The sequence below is a fragment of the Mesorhizobium sp. RCAM 05104 genome (assembly GCF_059683645.1).
The window spans coordinates 4,202,679-4,222,283 of record NZ_CM185033.1; the positions used below are offsets into that span (position 1 = coordinate 4,202,679).

Here is a 19,605-nt window from a genome sequence, read left to right on the forward strand (position 1 = left end):
ACAGGCTTCCTATTGTTTTGGGAGCGGGGGATGGACAAGCTTAGGTTAGCTGTTCTTATTTTTTGCATGTTGGCCGTTGCATCTTGCGCGACCGACCCGCCGCAGAACTCGGTCCTCAATGTCTTTCCGGGTCCGCCGTCACCGCCACCCTATCAGCCTGTTGCGTCGGACGGCCCTGTCGAGCGGATGGCCCTCCCTTCTGGGCAGCAAGAAGTCGCTAACGTTCCCGACCCGTCGCAAACCTTGGCTCCATCAGGTGCCGCGGTAGTCTCACCGAGCGTGCCTCCTTCGCAGCCCAGCTATCAGCCGCCAACTGCGCCAACCAATCAAGCTCAAACTCAGCCCGCCTACCAGCCATCGCCACAGCCCAGCTACCAGCCGACTTACAGGCCTACAGTTCCAACCACTGGGCTCTGTGCGGAAAATGGTAGCTGCTATGGCGACATTAGCGTGCTCACCGGCCGACCCAAGACGGTAGCGGTTGGGGGCTACTACAGGAAGAACGGCACGTATGTGCGGGGCCACTACCGCAGCAAATAGGCGTCATTGCCCTAGCGAAGCTGGCTGACTTGGGGCACATTCCGCCCCATGTGCAACCTATACAACGTCACCACGTCGCAAGAAGCCATCCGTCAGGCCCGTTGAGCCGCCTGGCTTCGGCAAGCACCCGTGAGTTGACCGCGAAGAATGTTTGCTTAAGCACGTTGTGGATGTAGTATGCGCTTGTCGGCATCAGCGTCATCCCTACCGCATTAGAGATCAGCTCGCGCGGAGGCACTATAGTGACTGAGCTTACAAGCGATCTCCGTGTTCCGGCTGCGCAGTACATTCGCATGTCGACCGAGCACCAGCGGTATTCGTTGGAGAACCAGATTGCTGCCATCGGGGAGTATGCCAAAAAGCGGGGGTTTGCTATCGTTGATACCTACGCCGATGCCGGTAAAAGCGGCTTAACCTTGAAGGGACGAGATGGTCTGAAACAGTTGTTGGCTGACGTTGTGACTGGCCAACACACCTATTCTGCCGTTCTCGTTTTAGACGTCAGCCGATGGGGCCGCTTTCAGGACACGGATCAATCCGCCCACTACGAATTCCTGTGTCGTAACTCGGGTGTCGCGGTGGTGTACTGCGCCGAGCCGTTTGAAAATGACGGCAGCATGGTCTCGACCATCCTTAAGAACATGAAACGCGCGATGGCTAGCGAGTTCAGCCGCGAACTATCTTTCAAGGTCTCAAGGGCACATCGACAGCAAGCCGTGCTTGGTTTCAGTCAAGGAGGCGTCCTACAATACGGCGTGAGACGCCTCTTGGTGAACAAAGACCGGGAGCCGCTGTTTCTACTTAAGCCCGGCGAACGAAAGGGATTGAGTTCTGATCGTGTATTGCTTGTCCCCGGTCCACCGAACGAAATTAGTGTTGTGCAGCGAATATTTGACATGTTCGTGAATCAAAAGAGAAGCATGAGCCGCATTTCAATCAGTCTGAATCAAGAGGGGCTTCCCTCTACGAATGGTCGGGTCTGGAATCACCGGCGGGTCAAAGCCGTGCTCAGCAACGAATTGATGATAGGTTACTACGTATACAATCGCAGATCCTATTTGCTGAAGGGCAGACCGAAACGGAACCCTCCTGAACAATGGACCAGAGCACGGGTCATGGACCCGATTGTGGACTTAAGGCAGTTTGACAAGGCTCAACGAGAACTCCGTTGTAAGCGGGGCTACGGTTATGAGAGACCCCGGATGGTCAAATGCCTCCAGCGCCTGTTCAAGGAAAAGAAAAAGCTTACCGTCTCGATTATCAACGCTTGCCTGTATACGCCCGCTGCGGCAGCGTATGTTGCGCACTTTGGAAGCCTAAGAGCCGCCTATGCAGCTGTCGGCTATAAGCAGTGCTCCGCACCTCCCAAGGCAGATCGACACTACTCGGACGAAGAGCTGTTGGACTGCCTTCGTCGTCTGCATAACGCATTCGGATACGTCACGGTCTCGCATATAAATGCTGACCCTGAGCTACCTAGGTATCAGGCTTTCCTAGACCGATTTGGCACGATGAGGACAGCCTATTCGCTGGCAGGCTTGCCCGCCACCAACTCGGAATTGATCTCGGCGGGGCTTCTACGGGCAACCCTTCGACGCGAGAAAGATCAACAGGGAGGCTCCGGGCGTCGACGCGGTTCAACAAAGAAAGGGTGTCGGAGTTAATGTCTATTTGTCCTCCGCGTCGACCTTTTCAAGCTCGATGAGCGCTTCGAGACAGCGGACAAGGCGGTCGATTGAGAACTCCCCCGTGCGGCTGGTGACAATGGCGGAGACATCGGGCTGTTTCATCCCGAGCATCTCAGCCGACTTCGCCTGGGTCAGGCGGCGGCGTTTGATAATGGCGCGGATTTCGCGGGCCAGCTTGGCCTTGAGCAATTCCTCTTCGGGTTCGTCAAAGCCCAGGTCCGCAAACACGTTGCCGCTGCTCGTTTCAGCGGTGATTTCTTCATTCATGACTTTGATCCTTTCCCATAGTTTTCGCGGTACTGCTCCTCCGCCCTTCAATCGCGCCGTCACTAGTCTAGGCACAAAGACGCGTTACGTCGCCATCGCAAATGTCCGCACTGGGGATATGGCTACGCGAGCTGCGAGACCAGCATCCTTAGACGCGCATTTGCTGCGTCAAGAGAAAGCACCCACCGCCTTCGACCGCGATGAGAGCGGCGACCTTCAGCCCGTCTTTGGGCGGGCCGAGCAGCAGACCGAAGAGCGGGCCATTAGGACCGCGAGGGGCTTGGCGGCGAAGCATGCCGGCGTGATTGCGTGGTCTCGCGAGGCCAACCCTTCGCTTGGCGAATACGGCGAACCCACGACGCTCTTGTCGGTGGCGACGTGCCAGACATGGAGTAGTCCACGGGTCAGTTAGATAGCACCCACCTAACGTCGCTGTCGTGGTTGATGGCCCTCGCTAGCTGAATGCAAGCGGGTGTCTTGAGGCATGCTCGAATAGCCGCGCTGGCGGCATAACCTCTTTCCGATCTTGTCTCCAAATAAGTCTGCGCTAGCCAGCCCGCCCCTATGCCAGCAGCAAGGATGATAGGGTAGCCATACCGAGTCACAGCAAGGTCAAATCGACTCTTGCGGGTTTTCCCCCTTTCACCGTCAAAACTCCAGTTAATCGCGACGCAGGTGCCGATGAATGTCACAATGAACAATACAAGCAGCGCTTGGGATTTCAGCGGAAAATCTGGTGAGAAACTCGCAGTCCAAGAAATCGCCGTCGCCGCCCCAAACGATACGGCTCCGATGATAAGTAGGGAGGCACCGGTCTCGAACAGCCCGTGGACCAACACCGTTTCCGAGTCCGTGCGGAATGCAGCTAGCAATCGCTGTCTCTCGGCGTCATCTCGCGCGTGAGAATAAAGCTTTCGCTTACCCTCTTCGGTCAACATCGTTGGCTCTCCTTGAGGCATAGGCCTGCGGTGCGCCCCCGCAAGCAGCCTCCCCTTGACCCCTGATCGGGGAGTTGGAAAACCGAGTTCCGGTTCCTGCGGCCTTTAGTTCCGGAGAACCTGGACATACGCCACAGGCTCCCCGACCAAAAAGTCGAGGATCGGCACCGATGTTTTCGGCACCATGTTTGAACTCAGGGTTTCCACACCCCGGACCGCCGCGTGAGCGCTCAATACAGATTCTAGCCGACAGACGTCTCAATGCAAGTGCGACCTTGCTGCACTTCGTCGACGGTCGGACGACATCGCTCGGGGCGCTGACGTGTCCCTTGGCGTGGCATCGTGGCCTAGCAGTGCATGGTCTTGAGCTTTGCCCTCGGTCGGTGCCCTTTGATGTGGTGGTTGGGCGCAGTGCCTTCGTGTTTGGCTTGGTAGGTGGTCTCGCCAGACTGGCCTTCCCGTAGGACGACCGATGCGTGGCCACTGTGGTCCTCCGTGCATGGCCTTCGTGTGCTCGCCTTCGAGCGGTGCTTCGATGCGGTGACCTCGTGGAGCGACCTCGCGATGCGGTCCATGGTAAAAACAGGGGTGTGTCGCCTTGCCGCGTGCACTCAAAAGAACTGTCGAAATACACCATTTGGTCGTATAGTTCTTGAGATTAGCAAGGTAGCCCTCAATGCATATTAGCATGAAACCAATCCCAATCGACTTGATGTGGCTAAAAGCCGTACATTACGGAGATTATAATGACGGCATCGTAGCAGGAGCTTACTGCGGAGAAGGAAGAGTTGGAGGAGAATACAAAACATTCTTTGGCTTAGGAGGGATAAAAAATACAGAAACCTTATATGCATACGGTATGTCTCACTTTATTAATCTTCGTGAGCTTGAGGAAGACGGAAATCCGCTCCAGGTATTTTTACCAAATAAAGGGGTGAAGAGATATCTTGAGGAGTTTGTCCCGAAGTGGATAGCAAACGGCGGCTATAACTCAGAAGGCAGAGTGCCAGACGCCTACGAAGCCTGGAAAGATGTTCACATGCTGACTAAGCTTTCCAAGATTTCAGTTGACAGGCCCCAAGGGCATTACAAGTCGATGTTTACGCGCATCAGTGGGATTTGCCGCGAGAAGGCCGCGCTGGCGCATTCTTTGAAGGCGTACAGACAAAACAGCTTGTTGGAAAAAGGCGAATTGTGAAGCTGCAATCTTCTGCGGCATCCGTGTCACCGCCCCAAAACACGTGCACCATTCCCGAATGCGGACGGCCAGTCACATCAGTAGCAGGCGGCAAGGCGGTTTTCCATTGTCGCTACCACGTGCAGCACAAGGCCCGTCATGGGTCCCATTGGTGCAAGACCTACCTAGCGAGGGACCTTAGGCCGTATGCCATAGCCGCATCCGACTGGTTTCTCGACCCACGAAACGCTTTTGCAACGGCAACAGCATGGACCGAGCTTAGCCGGTCGCTGGCGTTCGCCGGTCGCGTTGACCCAGCGATGAATTTGCGAGGGCAACCAGCGGCCTACAGGGCGCATGTTGCATTCGCGAGGCTGCGTGAGGCCGGCATCGATCCTCGCCGCTTGTTGGCCATTTATCTGGGCGTGAGTGCCCTCATAGAGGATGACCTTGGCTCTCATCGCACTCGCGAGTTCAGAATCGTCCAGGCGGCGAAGGCGGTGCATCGGCTGGCGAGCGGCACGCATCGGCGGTGGGAGATGTTCAATCCGTTGGGGCCGGCTGTCCATACGGAGCTTCATGCTTACCCCAGATCATCCGGCATCGTCCTACGAAAGATTGGGGAGACGTTGGAGAAGGCCGGAGAGCCGCTTGCCCGCGAAGCCGTTCCGGAAATCATCGCCATGAAGACGAAACGCTTCGGCGCTCACCCCTCTCATCTCCCCGGTTGGCGGCCATCTTGGGACAAGCGCGGGCGGTAGCGGAATGGTACGCGAGCGCAAACAATCGAGTGACGTGGTTGAGCTATCCGGGTGCTCACATGTTGAAGGTGTTTGGCTGCCCAAGGAGAGCTTAGCTCCCCCCATATGCCTTGTGGTTCCCTGATGCCTCCTCTCAGCAGCCGAGCAAAGGCACGCCTCAGAGCCAAGGGAGATGGGGATGACTTAATAGCTCCCCTCACCACCCCAGACATTTTGTTCGACCCTTGGGCAACTTCAAGCGGCCCTAAGCTTTCCGCCATCTCCGCCGAGGTGACGCAAGCTGTGCTCCATGCCAACTCAAAGGAAGCCGGAACGCGCGTAAGGAAACCTAAGGCCGAGGTGGTGGAGAGGACGGCAATGATTGTCTCCTCCATCATCGCCAACCTCAAGCTCCTCCATGTCGACCATAGGTGGGGGCAGTATCTCGTCTTACCCATGAAGCACACCGCCTTGACCCGCTATGATCGCCCTGGCTTTGGCATCATGCCCAAGGTGGTGGAGGGGATAGAGAGAACTGGGCTCATCATGCAGCATCCACCTGTGACCCATGTGCGGAGGACTGGCATAGAGGCCGCTGGGTGGCTTAGGACTGCCCTCATGGCCCCTGAGGTCCTTGTTGGCGACATAGGGCGAGCCGAGGGTGAGGAGGTCATCAGGCTCAAGGCAAGGGCTGGCAGGGACCAATACGGCAGTAGGTTGCCTTCCATCTTGGTGGACTACGAGGACACTAAGGAGACCATAAGGTTTAGGGGGGAGATGGACGAGATCAATGCCTTCCTCGCCACCCAACGCATCGAGGTCCATGGGGAGCTTCAGGCGGCCTCAAGGCTAACTCGTGACTTCCTTCTACGTTCGCCATCGGACCCCGGACGGTTCAGCCTTCACGGCAGGCTCTACCGTGCCTTCTGGATATCAATGCCTAAGGCTCTGCGAAGTGGTCTAACGATCAACGGGGAGCCAATCGCCGACCTCGACTTCGCCAGCATGTTCCCAAGGCTTGCCTATGCGAGGGTTGGGGCTGAGCCGCCCGAGGGTGACCTCTACGCCATACCCGGCCTTGAGGAGCACCGTGCCGGCGTGAAGGCTGGCTTCGCCGCCATGCTGTCGTCTTCGAACGAGATGACCCGGTTGCCGAGTGACGTGAAGGATGCCTTGCCGGCGGGCTGGACGGGAAGAAGGCTTGCGGAGGCGATAGGGGCTAAACACCCCGCCCTCGTACCCCTCTTCGGCAACGACATCGCGTTGGACCTGATGTTCACCGAAAGCACCATCTTGGTTGCCGTCTTGCTGCGGCTGGCGAGGATGGGGATTGCGGCCCTACCGATGCATGATGGGATCATGGTGCCCGCGTCCAAGGCAGAATTAGGGTGCGCAGCAATGCAGCGTTGCGCCAACGAGACGGTGGGGGTGAAATTGCCAGTAGCAAGGAAGTAGCTCGCGAGCACCAGCGTTCAGCCCAATTGCTACTCTACGCAATTTCGGAATGCCAAGCCCACCAACTTTTCTGCGGATGCGGGCAGTTGGAAACTAACCCTGTCCCTACGGTCCCAAGCGTAGTGGGCTACTCCGTTGTCCGGCCCGTCAATTGCAGATACTGCGGTGGCCGTCTGGAACACCTCCTGAGACGCATTTTCGAATGACCACGCTGCCGCTACTGTGTAGGTGTTGTCAGCGTTTTTCTTTTCGGTCACGTTAGCGAGCTTGGGTCTCAGCACGACGTCAAGGCCCTCGTCATTTTTGAATGCGAAGTCGACCTTTGCTGCTACTGCTGATCTAAACTCGCCGGCAGTGCTCGTGTTCGCCGTATAGATGTAGGCGATATAGGGGACGCGCTTTGCGCCCTTGCAAAAGACGCGGTGCTTGGTGGGGTGGTCCAAGTTCGCCAGATACCCTGCAGTATGCATGGTCTCCAAAGCAGCCCCTCTAGAGCCGAAGGGGATAATGACGGGAGGTGAGTACTGGTCTGAGATATTGTCGATCCGGTATGTTGTGATCTCTGCGGGAGTTAACCAATGCATCTCGTCCCATGGAGCGACTGACGCCGCCTGACTGACCAAGTGGGGATCCACACCCATACGCATGACATATTCCATTATGATGCCGGATATGAGTTGGTCGACTGACCGATCTATAGCTGTGGCGGTCTGAGCGAGCGGATCGCTTATCGACTTGTCGGAATAGTGCTGATGCACACCAAGCTTGTCGGCCTCTACAAAAGATCGCTTTACCCCACCCAGCACCGCATAAGCGCAGGCGGATGCGCAAACACCTGGGCGGCTGTCCTCGCTATAGATGGTGGCGTACTCTGATGAGCCATAATCGCGAAGGATCCCCACTGTCTTGCCAAGGCTTGTATCGAGGCCCCACTCTCGAATTATCTCGCCGACGCGCAGTGCCTCGATCACATTGCCGCCGTTAGAATTGAAACGAAAGGACAGCTCCGGACCGCCGCCCGGTTTGCCAAATCTTGCGGTCAAGAATTCTAAGAGCTTGGCAGAAGTTCCCTCAACAAAAGTGCCTTCAGCGATCAACCATTCGCACCCATCACAGTTCCCCCCATTGTAGCCAGCGGCGAAAACCATGGGTTCATCGATCTGGTGATCGAACGGTTTTTCATCTGAGAAGCAAGGGCCTGCGAAGACCAATGCGAGCAGCCCCGCCGCGATGGATGCATACAATCTGATCGATGACATTGCATTGCCCTCTTCTCATCCGCCGCCATTCTGAACAACGGTGAATGAGGGACCAAGGGGAAATTCTTGGGGCACCGCCGTGGGGCACCGCACGTTTTGGCCGCATCAATAAAGCTAAGAAAATCAGCCTCTTAATTATGGCTGTAGAAATTGGCGGAGAGGGAGGGATTCGAACCCCCGATGGGCTTGCACCCATGCCGCATTTCGAGTGCGGTGCATTCGACCACTCTGCCACCTCTCCGCGGTCATGGTCGGCCGTTGCCGGCGCGGCGCACTAGATAACGGCTGAACGGGCAGGTTACAAGGCCAAATCGGCCAGTTATTTGGCTCGCCTGACAGGCAGCGGATTCACGCCGGTGTTTGCCGGTCACGGGCACCGCACAGGCGGCCCTGGCGGTCATCGCCGCCACGCTTTTCTCCAGGGCGCCACGGGCCTTGCCGTTGTTCTCGCCGGAAAGATCGCCAGCGAGGGCAACACTTTGTGGGGGCATGCTGACACGGCTGGTCCGTGCTCGTCAGTGGCAGCCTCGGCAACGGCGCGGCCGTTTGCCTTGACTCGCACTCAACCTTCGGCTAGGGACAGCGCGCAATCGGCGTGGAGGGTTCTTCCGCGCCGCTTGTTTTTTGAACCCGCAGACTGACAAAAAGACGGCCGAACCGCCAGAGGCGGTTCATTGAGGCCGACCGAACAGCGAAAGGCAAAAAATGTTCGCAGTCATTAAAACGGGTGGCAAGCAGTATCGCGTTGCCGCCAACGATCTCCTGAAGATCGAAAAAGTCGAAGCCAAGGTCGGCGATATCGTCGAGATCGGCCACGTGCTCGCGCATGGCGAGGGTGAAAATGTCACGTTCGGCGCGCCCTTCGTCGATGGCGCTCTGGTCACCGCCGAAGTCGTCGAGCAGGGCAAGAACCGCACGGTCATCGCTTTCAAGAAGCGCCGCCGTCAGAATTCGCGCCGCAAGATCGGCCATCGCCAGCTTTTGACCACCGTGCGGATCGCCGAGATCCTGCTGGGTGGCGCGAAGCCCGCGAAGAAGGCCGCCGTGAAGGCGGAAGCCAAGGCTGAGGTTGCTCCCGAGGCGAAGGCCGAAGCCGCGCCGAAGGAAGCCAAGGCCAAGAAGGACGCTGCTCCGAAGGACGAAGCGAAGGCCGAGACGACCGCGGCGCCGCTGTTCAAGGCGCCGAAGGGCGAGCCGGACGACCTGACCGTGATCAAGGGCATCGGCCCGGTCGCCGCCAAGGATCTCGCCGAGCAGGGCATCATCACCTTCGCCCAGCTTGCCAAGCTGACCGAGAAGGATGTCGCCAAGATCGACGAGCACATGCCGTTCAGCGCCGACCAGATCAAGGACTGGCGCGAACAGGCCAAGGAACTGGCGAAGAAGTAATTTTTCCGGCGAAACATCAGCCGGATCGGACTTGAAACGGAACGCGAACGCGTTCATAAGGCCTTTTAGGCGCCTTGCGGCGCAACGGAGTTAGTTAGATGGCACACAAGAAAGCTGGCGGCTCGTCGCGCAACGGTCGCGACTCGCATTCCAAGCGTCTGGGCGTGAAGAAGTTCGGCGGCGAAGCCGTCATCCCAGGCAACATCATCATTCGTCAACGCGGCACCACGTGGCATCCCGGCGTCAACGTCGGCATCGGCACGGACCATACCCTTTTTGCGCTCGAAGCCGGCGCCGTGATGTTCAACAAGAAAGCCAACGGCCGAACCTACGTATCGGTCAACCCGATTACCAAAGCCGCGGAGTAGCCGGTTCCGCACCAGAACACCGGCGCCCATCTCGGGAACCGGTGTCTGGCAAAGCCAGGAAAAGGATCAGGGGAGATGGGTTTCCATCTCCCCTTTTTCTTGTGCCTGGAGGACTTTCAAATGGTTGCCGAAGCGGAAGACTCAGAAGACGAAAGTTACGCGATAGACTGCCCGGTCCTGGTTACCGAGCGGCTGGTGATGCGGGCGCCGCACGAAGGCGATATCGCGCAACTGGTCGAACTTGCCGACAATCGTCATGTCGCCGAAATGCTGGCCCGCATGCCGCACCCCTATGGCGAGGCCGAGGCGCGCGCCTTCCTCGCCATGACCAAGTCGCGCCGGGCCGGCATTGCCTATGCCTTGACGCTGGCCGGCACCGACACCTTCGTCGGCTGCGCCGGTCTCAACACCACCGATCGCGGGCTGGAGCTCGGTTACTGGATCGGCGAGCCCCACTGGAAGCGCGGCTATGCGACGGAAGCGGCGCATGCGCTGGTCGACCTCGCCTTCCAGAGCACTTCGATCCAGGTGCTGCATGCCTCGACGCGGGTCATCAATCCGGCTTCGCGCCGGGTGATCCACAAATGCGGCTTCCAGTATGCCGGCCAGGGCATGCTGAACTCGATCGTCGCCGGCCAAGTGCCGGTCGAGCGTTATCGGCTCGACCGCAAGACCTGGACCAGCCTGCGCAACTGGGTCCACTTTTGATGTGTGCCGATATTCAGGTGAGGCCGGCCTGTGATGGCGGCTTCCTGCGCTTCCGGTGCTCACGTACTTAAAGTACGCTGCGTTCCGGTTCTCGGAAGCCACCATCCTCGGCTCGGCCTGACCCGAATCTCAACACACCTCGGGGTGCGGCTCGAACAAAGTGATAAGTCAGTTGCGGGCCAAACTGGGTTCAACCCATTTCGACCCACACCGGCAGGTGGTCCGAACCGACCGCCTCGTGGTCGACCCACAGGCGCTTCAGCGATCTGGCAAGCGAAGCGCTGGTGAAGACGTAGTCTATGCGCTTGTGGCGGCTGGCATTGGCTGGTTGTTTGGGATCGACCCAGGAGACGAGATCGTCGCCAGCGACGTTGAGGCGCAGGGCGGCATCGACGGCAAAGTCGGCGGTCAGCGGCATGCCGAATTCGTGATCCGGCCGGCCGGCCAGCTCGACATATTCGGGCGATCCGGCCAGCATGTTGAAATCGCCCATGCCGACAAAGGCTTCGGGATGGGGCAATTCCGGCAGGCCGATCTCGGCGACGCCGGACAAGGCGCCGCCTTCGAGCGCATAGTTCAGCAGGCGCTGGCGCAGGAACTGGATCTGGCTGGCGCGTTCGACCGGGCTGCGGTGATCGAGATGGATGGAATAGAAGCGGATGAAACCAAGCGGTGTCTCGATCAGGGCCTCCAGCGCGCCACGCTGGAAATTCATGACCTCGAAGCTGCGGCTGCGCGGCAAAAGCAGATTGCGCGACAGATGAATGGGCGTCTTCGACAGCACCATGTTGCCGAGCTGGAAAGTGCTGGTGACGGCGCGGCCGTTCTCGATACGCGAGCCGATATTGGCCTCGAAATTGCTGCCATAGACCGCGAAATAATCGGGCAGCGCTTCGCCGATCTCGGCGACCATATCGCGCCCGCCATTCCTGGGATTGTTGCGGGTCACCTCCTGCAGCGCGATCACGTCGGCGCCGCGCACGGCGTCGGTGACGCGCGCGACATCATAGCGGCCGTCGAGGCCGATGCCGTACTGGATGTTGTAGGTTACAAGCTTCATTCCGACATCACTCCGGCCGATCTCGCGCGGCCCCTGTCGCAAAACGTCCTCGCCCTTCGCCGCGCCTTGGTTTAGAGCAAGGCCCAAGGTTTAGAGCAATGCCGCAAGGCCAATAAAAGAAACTGCAATCCGATGAAATTTCTCGATCAAGCCAAGGTCTATGTCCGCTCCGGTGACGGGGGCGCCGGTTCGGTGTCGTTCCGGCGCGAGAAGTTCATCGAATTCGGCGGGCCCGATGGCGGCGACGGCGGCCGCGGCGGCGATGTCTGGCTGGAGGCGGTCGACGGACTGAACACGCTGATCGACTATCGCTACCAGCAGCATTTCAAGGCCAAGACCGGCGTCCACGGCATGGGCCGCAACATGACCGGCGCCAAGGGCGCCGATGTCACGCTCAAGGTGCCGGCCGGAACCCAGGTCTTCGAGGAAGACAACGAGACGCTGATCTGCGATCTGACCGTGGTCGGCCAGCGCTTTCTGCTCGCCAAGGGCGGCAATGGCGGCTTCGGCAACCAGCATTTCAAGACCTCGACCAACCAGGCGCCGCGCCGCGCCAATCCCGGCCTGCCGGGGGTAGAGCTCAACATCTGGCTGCGGCTGAAGCTGATCGCCGATGCCGGGCTGGTCGGGCTGCCCAATGCCGGCAAGTCGACTTTCCTGGCCGCCGTCACCGCGGCCAAGCCGAAGATCGCCGACTATCCGTTCACGACGCTGCATCCCGGTCTTGGCGTCGCCCGCATCGACGGGCGCGAATTCGTCATCGCCGACATTCCGGGCCTCATCGAAGGCGCGCATCAGGGCGTCGGCATCGGCGACCGCTTCCTCGGCCATGTCGAGCGCACGCGCGTGCTGCTGCATCTGGTTTCGGCGCAGGAGGAAAACCTGGGCAAGGCCTACAAGACCGTGCGCGCCGAGCTCGATGCCTATGGCAATGGCCTGACCGACAAGGTCGAGATCCTGGCGCTCAGTCAGGTCGACACGCTCGATGCCGATGCACGCAAGAAGAAGGTCGCCTCGCTGAAGCGCGCCGCCGGTCGGGCGCCGATGCTGTTGTCCGCCGTCACCGGCGAAGGTGTCGAAGCCGTGTTGCGGGCGCTGATGGCGGTGATTGCCGAGGCGCGCGCGGAAGCTGCTCCCGTGGTCGAGACGCGCTGGGAAAAGTAGGCCATGCAGTCGCTGAAGAAATACCGGCGCATCACCGTCAAGATCGGCTCGGCGCTGCTCGTCGATCGCACGACGGGCCTGAAGCGCGACTGGCTGGCCTCGCTCGCCGACGATATTGCGGTGCTCGCCCAGGGCGGCGCCGAGATCCTTGTCGTGTCGTCCGGCGCCATCGCGCTCGGCCGCACCATTCTCGGCCTTGGCAAGCGCGCCCTGAAGCTCGAGGAGAGCCAGGCCGCCGCCGCCGTTGGCCAGATCGCGCTCGCCGGCGCCTGGTCGGATGCGCTCGGCAAGGGCGCCCTGAAATCCGGCCAGATTCTTTTGACCCTTGGCGACACCGAGGAACGCCGCCGTTATCTCAATGCGCGGGCGACGATCTCGACGCTGCTCAAGATGAAGGCGGTGCCGGTCATCAACGAGAACGACACGGTAGCGACCTCGGAAATCCGCTATGGCGACAATGACCGGCTGGCCGCGCGCGTGGCGACGATGATGGGCGCAGACCTTCTGGTCCTGCTTTCCGACATTGACGGGCTCTACACCGCGCCGCCGGCGCGCGACCCGCAGGCCAAATTCATTCCCGTTGTCGATCGCATCACGCCGGACATCGAGGCGATGGCGGGAGCTGCCGCTTCCGAGCTGTCGCGCGGTGGCATGCGGACGAAACTCGATGCGGGCAAGATCGCCACCGCCGCCGGCACGGCGATGATCATAACATCAGGCACAAGGCTGTCGCCGCTGATGGCGATCGAGCGCGGCGAACGCGCCACCTTCTTCCGGCCGAGTGCCAATCCGGTCAAGGGCTACAAGACCTGGATCGCCGGCCAGCTCGAACCGGCCGGCCGGCTCACGGTCGATGCCGGCGCCATCGGCGCGCTGCTGTCGGGCAAGTCGCTGCTGCCGGCCGGCGTCAAACTGGTCAGCGGCAATTTCTCGCGTGGCGACACGGTGGCGATCCTGTCGCCCGAAGGCCGCGAGATCGCGCGCGGGCTGGTTGCCTATGATGCCGCCGATGCCGTAAGGATCGCTGGTCTGAAAACGGCCGAGATCGAAACCGTGCTCGGTTACGAAGCGCGTTCAGCGATGATCCACCGCGACGACCTCGTGGTGAGTCATGCCGCTGACCAAGCACGGGGTGCCGACCAGCTACGGATCGGTGACCAAGTATCGAGCGGAGGGTGAGCCATGCTGAAACTGCATGAAAAATCCCGGGACGACACCGTGGCGCTGATGGCCGATATCGGCCGCCGCGCCCGCGCTGCCGCCCGACCGCTGGCCATCGCCACGACCGCCGCCAAGAACGCCGCGCTCGCCGCCATGGCCGAGACGATCCTGCGTCGTGAACGAGACATACTCGACGCCAACGCCATCGATGTCTCGAATGGCAAGGAATCAGGGCTTTCCGCTTCGTTCATGGACCGGCTGAAGCTCAACCCGGCGCGCATCCGCGCCATGGCCGAGGGTATCCGTGAGATTGCGGCATTGCGCGACCCGGTCGGCGACGTCATCGCTGAATGGGACCGGCCGAATGGCCTCCATATCGAGCGCGTGCGAACGCCGCTCGGCGTCGTCGGCGTCATCTACGAGAGCCGTCCGAATGTGACGGCGGATGCCGGCGCGCTGTGCCTCAAGGCCGGCAATCCGGTGATCCTGCGCGGCGGTTCGGATTCGCTCAACTCGTCAGCCGCCATCCATGCCTGCCTGGTCGAGGGGCTGAAGGCTGCCGGCCTTCCGGAAGACGCCATCCAGCTGGTGCCGACCGCCGACCGCGCCGCTGTCGGCGAGATGCTGAAGGGCCTCGGCGGCGCGCTCGACGTCATCATTCCGCGCGGCGGCAAAAGCCTTGTCGGGCGGGTGCAGAACGAGGCGCGGGTGCCGGTCTTCGCCCATCTAGAAGGCATCTGCCATCTCTACATCGACCGTTCCGCCAGGCTCGACATGGCAGTTGAGATCGCCGTCAACGCCAAGATGCGGCGCACCGGCGTGTGCGGCGCCGCCGAGACGCTGCTCGTCGACCGCGCCGTTGCGTCTACCCATCTGGTGCCGATCCTCGACGCTTTGCGCGCGGCCGGCTGCGAAATCCATGCCGATTCCGAAGTGCTGAAGCTGTTCTTCGATGCCAAGCCGGCGACCGACGCCGACTGGGTGACCGAATATCTCGACGCCATCATCGCGGTGAAACTGGTCGACGGAATCGGTGGAGCGATCGAGCACATCGAGAATTTCTCCTCGCACCACACCGAGGCGATCGTCGCCGAGGATGCGCAGGCGGTGGAGCGGTTCTTCAACGAGATCGATTCGGCGATCCTGCTGCACAATGCCTCGACGCAGTTCGCCGATGGCGGCGAGTTCGGCATGGGCGCCGAGATCGGCATCGCCACCGGCAAGATGCATGCGCGCGGGCCGGTCGGCGTCGAGCAGTTGACCTCCTTCAAATACCGCGTGCGCGGATCGGGACAGGTGAGGCCTTGACGTCTTTCGCCCAAGGGGCCTGAAGTTTGCGCCCAGGCACCCCCCTCTGTCCTGCGGTGGGCGGCCCTTCGCTGTCGCTCCGGGCGTTCGTCGTTCGGAAAGCCAAGCCGTTGGCTTTCCATCCGCTGCGCGGACCACGCCCCACCCCCGTCAAGGGGGCAGATTGGCTGGCATTTCTGGTTTCGCCAATCTTCAACGCTGCAGGATTTACGCCTTCGCCGAAACTGCTGATCTCCCCCCTTGCGGGGGAGATGTCCGGCAGGACAAAGAGGGGTGCCTAGCGCCATGCTATCCCCTTCTCCATCGGCCACCTCCTCCGCCTATCTGAAAATGCCGCACGCCGAAAAAGGCCTGGCCGTCGGCCTGTTCGGTGGTTCGTTCAATCCGCCGCATGCCGGCCATGCGCTGGTCGCCGAGATCGCTCTGCGGCGCCTGGCGCTCGACCAACTGTGGTGGATGGTGACGCCCGGCAATCCGCTGAAGAGCACGCGGGAGCTGGCGCCATTGGCCGAGCGGCTGCAATTGTCCGAGCGGATCGCCAAGAACCCCAAGGTCAAGGTCACCGCCTTCGAGGCGGCCCATCATGTCCGCTACACCGCCGATGCGCTGGCGCTGGTCAAGGCGCGCAATCCCGGCGTCGATTTCGTCTGGATCATGGGCGCCGACAGCTTGCGCGACTTCCATCGCTGGCAGCGCTGGCGCGAGATCGTCATGACCTTCCCGATCGCGGTCATCGACCGCCCGGGCGCGACGCTGTCGTTCCTGTCGTCGGTGGTCGCCAAGACCTTCGACTATGCCCGTATCGACGAGGGGGATGCGCCCCGCCTCGCCCGAATGAAGGCGCCGGCCTGGACCTTCATCCATGGCCCGCGCTCGTCGCTGTCGTCAAGCGCGATCCGCAGGCTGGCGAAAGGCTGAGTATCCTGGCCTACCGGAAGCGGCGAAAGGGAGATTCCCACTCGTCCGGCGATGTCGCTTTTATCGCTCCCTTTGCCTGTTTCATGGGCAATCCTGAGCAGACATGCCGATTCTTGAAAAAAACCGAACCGACGCCGCGCAGGGCGAAGAGCCGCCGCTGATCGCGATTGCCAGCGTCATCGTGTCGATGGCGCTGATCGCTGTCGGCAATGGGCTGATGTTTGCCTATATCCCGGTCCGCCTCGGCGTCGAAGGCTTCGATCCGACATGGGCCGGGCTGATCATCACCGGCCTTTCAGCCGGCGGTCTCGCCGGCTGTATCCTGACCGGACCGCTGGTGCGAAGGGTTGGCCATGCGCGCGCGTTCATGGTGCTGTCGGCGCTGATCGCACTGGCCAATGCCGCCGTCGGCGCGGGGCCGCACCCGATCGTGTGGATTGCCGCCCGCGCGCTCTACGGCTTTGCCATTTGCGGCCTGTTCATCGTTGCCCAAAGCTGGCTAAACGATGCCGTTGCCAACGCCATACGCGGCAGGGTGATGGCTTTCTTCTACGTTGCCTATGTCGCCGGGCTTGGCGTCGGTTACGCGACACTGGCGCTGGTCGATATCAGGACGGCGGATGCGCCCTTGATCGGCATCGTGTTCACCGCTTTGTCGATCCTCCCCGTCGGGATGACGCGGCTGGCCCAGCCGCCAGCGCCGCAAGCGGCCTCGGTGGCGCTCGGCCGAGCCTGGCGGATTTCACCGGTCGGCGTCGCCGGCATGCTGGCGGTCGGTGGCCTGTCGATGTCGATTGCCGGCTTTGCGCCGATCCACGCCACGGCCAAGGGCTACAGCCAGGCCGATGTGGCGCTGCTGCTTTCGGCTATGCCGGTCGGCACGCTGATCCTGCAGATACCGCTTGGCTGGATTTCCGACCGTACCGACCGCCGCTATGTGCTGGTCGCGGCATCCGCGCTTGCCGCTGCGGCGGGCATGTTCGCGCTCGGATTCGACGGAGGCGCGCTGGCGGCGCTGGTGGTGATCTACATCATCTGGGACGGCGCGTCGGAATCGATCTATTCGTTGGCCAGCGCGCATGCCGCCGACCGCGCCGGCAAGGACGACATGGTGGCGCTGTCCAGCTCGCTGTTGTTTGCATGGTCGCTTTCAGGCTTCATCGTGCCGGGCATCGTGACGGCGCTGTCGGCGGTCTTCGGCACGCAGGCCTTCATCTATGTGGCGATCGTCATCGCCTGCGCCTTCTGCCTGTTCGTGCTGTTGCGCGTGTTCACGACGCTGCCGGTTCCCGCCACGGAGACCGGCAGCTTCACGCCGATGACGGCGCAGGCGCCGCTGCCGGTGGAACTCGCCTTCGCGCCGGACGAACTGGACCGCCATAGAGGTAGCTAATTATTGCCGGCGGGCTTCCGGCGCCGGTGCCTCCGGTGGCGGCAGCGGGATCGAAATGCCTTCGCTGTCGAATTCCTGCTTGGCGCGCTTGGTGAGATCGGTCTGGGTGGCGAAGAAATCCGCCGACGATGTCCAGTAGCGCAGCGCAATCGAGACCGTGCTTTCGCCAAGAGTCGCCACGAAGGCGATCGGCGCCGGATCGCGCTTGACCCTGCGCTCGGCAGCGGCAATGGCGAGCAGTGTCTTCTGGGCGCGGTCGATGTCGTTCCACGAGCCGATGCTGAGCGTGATGTCGCTGCGGCGCACGCCGTTGCGGGTGAAGTTGCGTACCGGCTGGTTCCACAGGGTCGAATTGGGCGCGAGAACATAGATGCCGTCGGCGGTCCGCAGCTTCGTCGCGAACAGCCCGATCTCCTCGATCGTGCCGGCAATCGACCCGACCTCGACCGATTCGCCGATGCGGAATGGCCGCAGCGCCAGAAGCATGATGCCGGCGGCGATGTTCTGCAGCGTGCCCTGCAACGCCAGGCCGATGGCGAGGCCAATGGCACCGATCGCGGCGATGATCGACGCGGTCTGCACCCCGAACTGGCCGAGCACCATGATCGTGACGAGGATCAGGATGGCATAGCGGACGATCTTGGAGAAGAAATGCCGCAGCGTCGCGTCGAAGCCGTGGATATGGCCGAGGCCGGCGAATATGGAACGCTCGGCAAGGCCGGCGATGATGTAGCCGACAATCAGCAGGATGACGGCGCCGATGGCCGAGAAGGAATAGGAAACGATCAGCGTGCTCAACTGGGCGAGGCCGGCCTGGACGGTGAGAAAGGCGTTCTGCGGGTCGATTGGCATGGCGGGATTCCGGTTTTGTCGGTCAGCCGATAACCCTTGCAGGACGCCTGGGTTCCGATCTTTTGCGTGTCGCGTGGAACAATCGGGCCCGCAATGAGTTCGCCCGCAATTAGGGCTCCGTCTTGAAACTGCAACGGAACTCTGCCTATCTAAGCGGTGTCACCTGCTTTAGGGGTGATTTGGTTGTTCTTGCTGCGAAAGGAAATACACTGAGAACAGCACTGCGGAAGAAGGCCTATATCGTGCCTTCGCCGGCCGGGATCAGCGTAAACGACGCCGTGTCCCGCGCCATCAAGACAGTCCTTGCCAGTCTGGAAGACTCCAAGGCCGAAAACATCGTCTCAATCGACATCCAGGGGAAATCGAGCCTCGGCGACTACATGGTCGTCGCCTCGGGCCGATCGCACCGTCATGTCTCGGCTGTCGCCGATCACCTGCTCAAGGCGCTCAAGGATGCCGGTCTCGGCACGGCGCGCGTCGAGGGGTTGGCCGGCGCCGACTGGGTCCTGATCGATTCGGGCGACATCATCGTCCATGTCTTCCGCCCCGAAGTCCGCGAATTCTACAATCTCGAAAAGATGTGGCAGGCGCCGGATCTCGAGGAAGAAACCCTCCACTAAGCCGCCTTTGTTTTGATGCATGCCATTGCCCCAAAACCGGTTTCCACCCTTGGGTGACATGCATTAGCGGCTTGTAGGGGCGAGGATGAAGATATCAGTTCATGCCGTGGGCCGAATGAAAGCCGGCCCCGAGAAGCAGCTCGCCGACCGCTATTTCGAGCGCTTCGCCAAAAGCGGCCCGGCGGTGGGGCTCGAATTTGCCGGCGTGGCCGAGATCGCCGAGGGGCGCGCGCAAACCGCCAATGAGCGGCGGCGCGAGGAAGGCCAGAGGCTGCAGACGCAGTTGCAGCCTGGCATGGCGCTGATCCTGCTCGACGAACGCGGCAAGAGCTTTTCCTCCGAAGAATTCGCCGGACGCATCGGACTGCTGCGCGATGGCGGCCGCAAGGCGCTGGTCATCGCCATTGGCGGCGCCGATGGCCACGATCAGTCACTGCGCGACCAGGCCGATCTGGTGGTCTCGTTCGGCGCACTGACCTGGCCACACCAGCTGGTGCGCGTGATGCTCGGCGAGCAGCTCTACAGGGTCGCCACGATCCTGTCCGGCCATCCCTATCACCGTTCATAAATCGGGGAATTGGCGCGACCTGCCCGGATTTC

Annotated in this window: 18 protein-coding genes, 1 tRNA gene and 1 pseudogene; 14 read left to right on the forward strand and 6 right to left on the reverse strand. The window is 61.1% G+C overall.

Annotation, left to right across the window (positions count from 1 at the left end; translation table 11 throughout):
- Nucleotides 1-782 precede the first annotated feature (782 nt).
- Nucleotides 783-2,204, forward strand: a complete 1,422-nt coding sequence (locus tag AC56QP_RS20540) for a recombinase family protein (protein ID WP_497100386.1) — start codon at nucleotides 783-785, stop codon at nucleotides 2,202-2,204.
- Nucleotides 2,205-2,207: 3 nt separating this feature from the next.
- Here AC56QP_RS20540 and AC56QP_RS20545 read toward each other — a convergent pair whose 3' ends face one another.
- On the reverse strand, nucleotides 2,208-2,495 hold the full coding sequence (locus AC56QP_RS20545) for a helix-turn-helix domain-containing protein (RefSeq protein WP_497100385.1): 288 nt from the start codon (nucleotides 2,493-2,495) through the stop codon (nucleotides 2,208-2,210).
- A gap of 118 nt (nucleotides 2,496-2,613) precedes the next feature.
- Between AC56QP_RS20545 and AC56QP_RS20550 the strand changes: the two are divergent.
- Nucleotides 2,614-2,891: pseudogene (locus AC56QP_RS20550) on the forward strand (hypothetical protein).
- A gap of 8 nt (nucleotides 2,892-2,899) precedes the next feature.
- On the opposite strand, the gene AC56QP_RS20555 reads toward AC56QP_RS20550, so the two are convergent.
- Nucleotides 2,900-3,433, reverse strand: a complete 534-nt coding sequence (locus AC56QP_RS20555) for a hypothetical protein (protein ID WP_497100384.1) — start codon at nucleotides 3,431-3,433, stop codon at nucleotides 2,900-2,902.
- 688 nt (nucleotides 3,434-4,121) lie between these two features.
- On the opposite strand from AC56QP_RS20555, the gene AC56QP_RS20560 reads away from it, so the two are divergent.
- Together AC56QP_RS20560 and AC56QP_RS20565 are read left to right on the forward strand one after the other, a co-directional pair.
- A complete protein-coding gene (locus AC56QP_RS20560; protein ID WP_497100383.1) occupies nucleotides 4,122-4,631 on the forward strand; it encodes a hypothetical protein in 510 nt (169 codons plus the stop codon).
- A 1,022-nt stretch (nucleotides 4,632-5,653) separates the two neighbouring features.
- A complete protein-coding gene (locus AC56QP_RS20565; RefSeq protein WP_497100382.1) occupies nucleotides 5,654-6,805 on the forward strand; it encodes a hypothetical protein in 1,152 nt (383 codons plus the stop codon).
- A 29-nt stretch (nucleotides 6,806-6,834) separates the two neighbouring features.
- Here AC56QP_RS20565 and AC56QP_RS20570 read toward each other — a convergent pair whose 3' ends face one another.
- Nucleotides 6,835-8,064 carry a COG3904 family protein gene (locus tag AC56QP_RS20570; protein ID WP_497100381.1) on the reverse strand — a complete coding sequence of 410 codons (1,230 nt, stop codon included), beginning with the start codon at nucleotides 8,062-8,064 and terminating at the stop codon, nucleotides 6,835-6,837.
- Nucleotides 8,065-8,215: 151 nt separating this feature from the next.
- Nucleotides 8,216-8,305 (reverse strand) — tRNA-Ser (locus AC56QP_RS20575).
- A gap of 464 nt (nucleotides 8,306-8,769) precedes the next feature.
- Between AC56QP_RS20575 and AC56QP_RS20580 the strand changes: the two genes are divergently transcribed.
- The 3 genes from AC56QP_RS20580 (at nucleotide 8,770) to AC56QP_RS20590 (ending at nucleotide 10,529) form a co-directional block, all read left to right on the forward strand.
- Nucleotides 8,770-9,453, forward strand: a complete 684-nt coding sequence (locus tag AC56QP_RS20580) for a 50S ribosomal protein L21 (RefSeq protein ID WP_489858301.1) — start codon at nucleotides 8,770-8,772, stop codon at nucleotides 9,451-9,453.
- Nucleotides 9,454-9,551: 98 nt separating this feature from the next.
- Nucleotides 9,552-9,821: a 50S ribosomal protein L27 gene (gene rpmA, locus AC56QP_RS20585; RefSeq protein ID WP_091578900.1), complete on the forward strand. Its 270-nt coding sequence runs from the start codon at nucleotides 9,552-9,554 to the stop codon at nucleotides 9,819-9,821.
- A gap of 120 nt (nucleotides 9,822-9,941) precedes the next feature.
- Nucleotides 9,942-10,529, forward strand: a complete 588-nt coding sequence (locus AC56QP_RS20590) for a GNAT family N-acetyltransferase (protein ID WP_489858300.1) — start codon at nucleotides 9,942-9,944, stop codon at nucleotides 10,527-10,529.
- A gap of 190 nt (nucleotides 10,530-10,719) precedes the next feature.
- Here AC56QP_RS20590 and AC56QP_RS20595 read toward each other — a convergent pair whose 3' ends face one another.
- Nucleotides 10,720-11,589 carry an endonuclease/exonuclease/phosphatase family protein gene (locus tag AC56QP_RS20595; protein ID WP_489858299.1) on the reverse strand — a complete coding sequence of 290 codons (870 nt, stop codon included), beginning with the start codon at nucleotides 11,587-11,589 and terminating at the stop codon, nucleotides 10,720-10,722.
- Between the two features lie 132 nt (nucleotides 11,590-11,721).
- Here AC56QP_RS20595 and obgE point away from each other — a divergent pair, with 132 nt between their 5' ends.
- From obgE to AC56QP_RS20620, 5 genes are all read left to right on the forward strand, one after another.
- A complete protein-coding gene (gene obgE, locus AC56QP_RS20600) occupies nucleotides 11,722-12,753 on the forward strand; it encodes a GTPase ObgE (protein WP_489858298.1) in 1,032 nt (343 codons plus the stop codon).
- Nucleotides 12,754-12,756: 3 nt separating this feature from the next.
- On the forward strand, nucleotides 12,757-13,932 hold the full coding sequence (gene proB, locus AC56QP_RS20605) for a glutamate 5-kinase (protein ID WP_489858297.1): 1,176 nt from the start codon (nucleotides 12,757-12,759) through the stop codon (nucleotides 13,930-13,932).
- A 3-nt stretch (nucleotides 13,933-13,935) separates the two neighbouring features.
- On the forward strand, nucleotides 13,936-15,222 hold the full coding sequence (locus AC56QP_RS20610; protein WP_489858296.1) for a glutamate-5-semialdehyde dehydrogenase: 1,287 nt from the start codon (nucleotides 13,936-13,938) through the stop codon (nucleotides 15,220-15,222).
- Between the two features lie 330 nt (nucleotides 15,223-15,552).
- A complete protein-coding gene (locus AC56QP_RS20615) occupies nucleotides 15,553-16,140 on the forward strand; it encodes a nicotinate-nucleotide adenylyltransferase (protein WP_489863554.1) in 588 nt (195 codons plus the stop codon).
- 103 nt (nucleotides 16,141-16,243) lie between these two features.
- Entirely contained in the window at nucleotides 16,244-17,533 is a 1,290-nt protein-coding gene (locus tag AC56QP_RS20620) for an MFS transporter (RefSeq protein WP_489858295.1), read from the forward strand.
- Here AC56QP_RS20620 and AC56QP_RS20625 read toward each other — a convergent pair whose 3' ends face one another.
- Nucleotides 17,534-18,385 (reverse strand): mechanosensitive ion channel family protein, encoded by an 852-nt coding sequence (locus AC56QP_RS20625; protein WP_489858294.1) that lies wholly within the window; start codon nucleotides 18,383-18,385, stop codon nucleotides 17,534-17,536.
- Between the two features lie 242 nt (nucleotides 18,386-18,627).
- Here AC56QP_RS20625 and rsfS point away from each other — a divergent pair, with 242 nt between their 5' ends.
- Nucleotides 18,628-19,005 carry a ribosome silencing factor gene (gene rsfS, locus AC56QP_RS20630; protein ID WP_091578959.1) on the forward strand — a complete coding sequence of 126 codons (378 nt, stop codon included), beginning with the start codon at nucleotides 18,628-18,630 and terminating at the stop codon, nucleotides 19,003-19,005.
- Nucleotides 19,006-19,090: 85 nt separating this feature from the next.
- Nucleotides 19,091-19,573, forward strand: a complete 483-nt coding sequence (gene rlmH, locus AC56QP_RS20635) for a 23S rRNA (pseudouridine(1915)-N(3))-methyltransferase RlmH (protein ID WP_489858293.1) — start codon at nucleotides 19,091-19,093, stop codon at nucleotides 19,571-19,573.
- Nucleotides 19,574-19,605 lie beyond the last annotated feature (32 nt).